Source organism: Nostoc cf. edaphicum LEGE 07299 (genome assembly GCF_015207245.1).
GTDB lineage: Bacteria > Cyanobacteriota > Cyanobacteriia > Cyanobacteriales > Nostocaceae > Nostoc > Nostoc edaphicum_B.
In genome coordinates this window covers 1-3,936 of the sequence record NZ_JADEXF010000558.1, presented here as the reverse complement: position 1 = coordinate 3,936, position 3,936 = coordinate 1, and the positions used below count along the sequence as shown (strand labels likewise).

4 protein-coding genes and 1 tRNA gene are annotated in these 3,936 nt (G+C 44.7%); 4 read left to right on the top strand and 1 reads right to left on the bottom strand.

Annotation, left to right across the window (positions count from 1 at the left end; genetic code table 11):
* The first annotated feature begins 8 nt into the window (after window positions 1-8).
* The 3 genes from IQ229_RS16785 (at window position 9) to IQ229_RS16775 (ending at window position 3,221) form a co-directional block, all read left to right on the top strand.
* Window positions 9-737 (top strand): C40 family peptidase, encoded by a 729-nt coding sequence (locus tag IQ229_RS16785; protein WP_194045607.1) that lies wholly within the window; start codon window positions 9-11, stop codon window positions 735-737.
* A gap of 14 nt (window positions 738-751) precedes the next feature.
* Window positions 752-1,765: a glycosyltransferase family 2 protein gene (locus IQ229_RS16780; RefSeq protein WP_194045605.1), complete on the top strand. Its 1,014-nt coding sequence runs from the start codon at window positions 752-754 to the stop codon at window positions 1,763-1,765.
* A gap of 181 nt (window positions 1,766-1,946) precedes the next feature.
* On the top strand, window positions 1,947-3,221 hold the full coding sequence (locus IQ229_RS16775; RefSeq protein WP_194045603.1) for an MFS transporter: 1,275 nt from the start codon (window positions 1,947-1,949) through the stop codon (window positions 3,219-3,221).
* Window positions 3,222-3,260: 39 nt separating this feature from the next.
* Here the strand turns inward: IQ229_RS16775 and IQ229_RS16770 are convergent.
* Window positions 3,261-3,334, bottom strand: a tRNA-Arg gene (locus tag IQ229_RS16770).
* Between the two features lie 34 nt (window positions 3,335-3,368).
* On the opposite strand from IQ229_RS16770, the gene moaC reads away from it, so the two are divergent.
* Window positions 3,369-3,875: a cyclic pyranopterin monophosphate synthase MoaC gene (moaC, locus tag IQ229_RS16765; RefSeq protein WP_194045609.1), complete on the top strand. Its 507-nt coding sequence runs from the start codon at window positions 3,369-3,371 to the stop codon at window positions 3,873-3,875.
* Window positions 3,876-3,936 lie beyond the last annotated feature (61 nt).

Genomic DNA, 3,936 nt, shown 5'->3' with positions numbered 1-3,936 from the left:
CTCTAATAATGTCCTTTAATCTAAAATCCAAAATGGTTCGACTGAGCGAAGCCGAAGTCCAAAATCCACAATCAGGGGAGTATCAGTGTTTAGCTGACCTGAATTTGTATGATTCTCCTGAATGTACGCGTTTAGCAACTCAAGCTGCATCTGGGAGACATTTGTGGGTAACATCAAATCATCAAAATTCGGCGGTTGAGGTGTATTTATGTGAAGATGACTATCCAGGATGGCTATCTCTTTCAGATTTTGATTCATTACAATCTGCTACTGTACCTTATCAGGCTGCAACATTTTCTGAATCGGAGATTAAAAAACTCCTAGCAGAGATTATCGCCTTTACCCAAAAAGCGATGCAACAATCAAATTATTACCTTTGGGGTGGTACGGTTGGGCCAAATTATGACTGTTCTGGGTTAATGCAAGCGGCGTTTGCTTCGGTGGGTGTTTGGCTACCTAGAGATGCCTATCAACAGGAAGGATTCACTCAACCAATTACAATTGCAGAATTAGCAGCCGGGGATCTGGTATTTTTTGGAACTAGCCAAAAAGCCACCCATGTCGGGCTTTATTTGGCGGATGGTTATTATATCCATAGTTCTGGGAAAGAGCAGGGACGGAATGGGATCGGAATTGATATTCTCTCGGAACAGGGAGATGCGGTTAGTCAGTCGTACTATCAGCAACTGCGAGGTGCTGGTAGAGTTTTTAAGAGTTACGAACCACAGAGACGCTGAGGGCGCTGAGATTTATGAGGAGTGGGTTGATTTCCGAAAGGAGTAGTGAGGAAAATGGGGCGATTTCAGCAATTGTTCCAGATGTTTCGGTGGTAGTACCAATACATGACGAGGTGGAGAGTTTACCACTTTTACTAGAAGCGATCGCCTCTACTTTATCTTCTAGTCAGGTAAATTATGAAATCATTTGTGTGGATGATGGTTCTACAGATGGTTCTGGGGATTTTCTCAAAGAACAGGCGCAAATCCGCACTGATTTAAAAGCAGTGATTTTGCGTCGCAACTACGGACAAACTGCGGCGATGGCTGCTGGATTTTATTATGCAGTCGGTAAAGCGATCGTTACTTTAGATGCCGATCTCCAGAACGATCCGGCTGATATCCCCATGTTATTAGCAAAGCTGGATGAGGGTTACGATTTGGTGAGTGGTTGGCGGCAAAAACGCCAAGATGGGGCTGTAAATCGGTTACTTCCTTCCAAAATTGCCAATTGGCTAATTCGCCGCACCACTAGCGTGAATATTCATGACTATGGCTGTTCGCTGAAAGCCTATCGTTCAGAACTGCTAGCAGATATGAACCTCTACGGAGAATTACACCGATTTTTACCTGCTTTGGCGTACATTGAAGGAGCTAGAATTACCGAAATACCTGTACGTCATCACGCCCGTCGCTTTGGTCGTAGTAAATATGGAATTTGGCGGACATTCCGGGTATTGATGGATTTGTTAACTATTCTGTTTATGAAAAAATTCCTCACCCGTCCGATGCACGTTTTTGGGCTATTGGGCTTGATTTCAATGTTTTCGGGCACTGCGATCGGAATTTACTTGACTTTCGTCAAATTGGCTTTAGGCCAGATGATTGGCAATCGCCCTCTGCTGATTTTAGCAGTTCTATTGTTAGTAACTGGAGTACAGTTGTTTTGCTTCGGTCTTTTGGCAGAATTGCTCATGCGTACATACCATGAATCCCAAGGACGGCCTATCTATCGCGTGCGAGAGGTGGTAGCAAAAAATGTTAAGTAGCGTAACAATAGTAGTCATTGGTCATTGGTCATTGGTCATTGGTCATTGGTCATTGGTCATTGGTCATTAGTCATTGGTCATTGGTCATTGGTCATTAGCAAATAATTAAAAGTAAATATTGGTTGGCTCTAGACAAATGACAAAGGACAAATGACAAAAAACTAGTTAAATTGCATCTATCTTGAAAGCATTTAATACCTTTGACGCCCAATTGCGGCGCAACTTGCTTATTTTATTTACGGCAGGTTTATTATTCTGGTCGAGCCTGTCTTCGCTCTTGCCAACTCTACCGCTTTACATCGATGATGTGGGTGCAAGCAAGCAAGAAATTGGCCTTGTTATGGGCAGTTTCGCCATTGGGTTATTGCTGTCTCGCCCAATGCTGGGACGGTTAGCCGATGAACGTGGTCGAAAAATTGTCTTAGTGATTGGTACGATCGTAGCTGCGATCGCACCCTTTGGTTACTTGACAACCCAATCTCTTGGGTTATTAATCCTGGTGCGGATTTTTCACGGCGTTAGTATTGCCGCTTTTACCACTGGCTACAGTGCCTTAGTCGCAGATTTAGCTCCCACTGAAAATCGTGGCGAAATCATTGGTTACATGACCCTAGCAACTCCCATTGGTTTAGCAATTGGCCCTGCCTTGGGTGGGTATTTAGAAGCTACAAGTGGTTACGGAATATTATTTCTGTTATCCGCCGAATTGGGTTTTGTCGCTCTCTTGGGGATTTTACAAGTTACGAATCCGCCAGTGCAAACACAGGAGCAGACAGAGGGAGAGGATGTCTACGACGGGCTACGCCTACGCAACTTTTGGCAAATTTTGGTCAGCCCACGGGTGAGAGTTCCAACTATAGTTATGTTGCTAGTTGGTTTGTCTCTTGGTGCTGTACATACTTTTGTGTCGTTGTTCCTCAAATCCACTGAAGTGGACTTCAATGGTGGACTGTTTTTTACCGCTGCGGCGATTTCTAGTTTTAGTATCAGGATATTTGCTGGTAAGGCAAGCGATCGCTTTGGTCGTGGTTTATTTATCACATTTGGGATTTTTTGCTACGTTTTGGCGTTAATACTGCTGTGGCAGGCTGACAGCCCGATCGTTTTCTTACTGGCTGCGATCGCTGAAGGTGCTGGTGGTGGTACACTGTTCTCGATGATGGTTACGATGATGGCAGACCGTTCACTGCCGCAAGAACGGGGGAAAATTTTTGCTATCTGCATAGCTGGACTCGATCTAGGAATTGCGATCGCTGCTCCTCTTTTGGGTATTATCGCAGAACTTGTAGGCTACCGCGATATGTTTGGCTACGGTGCTGCGATCACTTCTTTAGCACTTGTCCTCTTCCTCACCCATTCGAGCAAAAACTTATCCAACTCACTGCGCTTTGCACTAGGTTTAGCTCCAGATGCCTACGCCTTGAAAAACTTAAAAGTTAGGAGCGATGAAATTTAACTCATCACTTCTAACTTTCAACTCTTAACTTTTTAAAAACGGGCGAGGAGGGATTCGAACCCCCGACACCGTGGTCCGTAGCCACGTGCTCTAGTCCACTGAGCTACACGCCCTCACCGACAATCTATGTTAACACGTTCTAACCAAATGGCGCAAGATAATTTTCCAGCTAATTTTGCCAACTTAACTCATCTAGATCCCCAAGGACAGGCACAGATGGTAGATGTGTCTGATAAAGCACCCACCATTCGCCAAGCAGTAGCCGCTGCCAATGTGCGGATGCTGCCAGCCACCTTCGCTGCCATTCAAGCCGGAAATGTCCCAAAAGGGGATGTGTTGGCAACTGCAAGATTGGCTGGAATTATGGCAGCCAAGCAAACAGCCACTTTAATTCCTCTGTGTCATCCGTTGCCTTTGCAAAAAATCGCAGTCGAAATCACACCCGATCCCGAACTACCGGGTTATCAAATTCAAGCCACAGTCAAAACCAAAGCTGAAACCGGTGTAGAGATGGAAGCCTTAACTGCCGTTTCTGTAGCTGCCCTGACTTTATACGATATGGCAAAAGCTTTAGAAAAGTCGATTCAAATTGAATCAATTCGTTTAATAAGTAAGAGTGGCGGGAAATCAGGAGATTATTCATCGGTAGAGTAATAAGCTAGCTATTGGGCATATTAGGTGACAGATTATAGGTGACAGGTGATAGGGAATAATC

Excerpts from the sequence above, each read along its gene's own strand:
- IQ229_RS16785 (WP_194045607.1), top strand. The coding sequence starts at position 9 with ATGTCCTTTAATCTAAAATCCAAAATGGTTCGACTGAGCGAAGCCGAA.
- IQ229_RS16780 (WP_194045605.1), top strand. The coding sequence starts at position 752 with ATGAGGAGTGGGTTGATTTCCGAAAGGAGTAGTGAGGAAAATGGGGCG.
- moaC (WP_194045609.1), top strand. The coding sequence starts at position 3,369 with ATGGCGCAAGATAATTTTCCAGCTAATTTTGCCAACTTAACTCATCTA.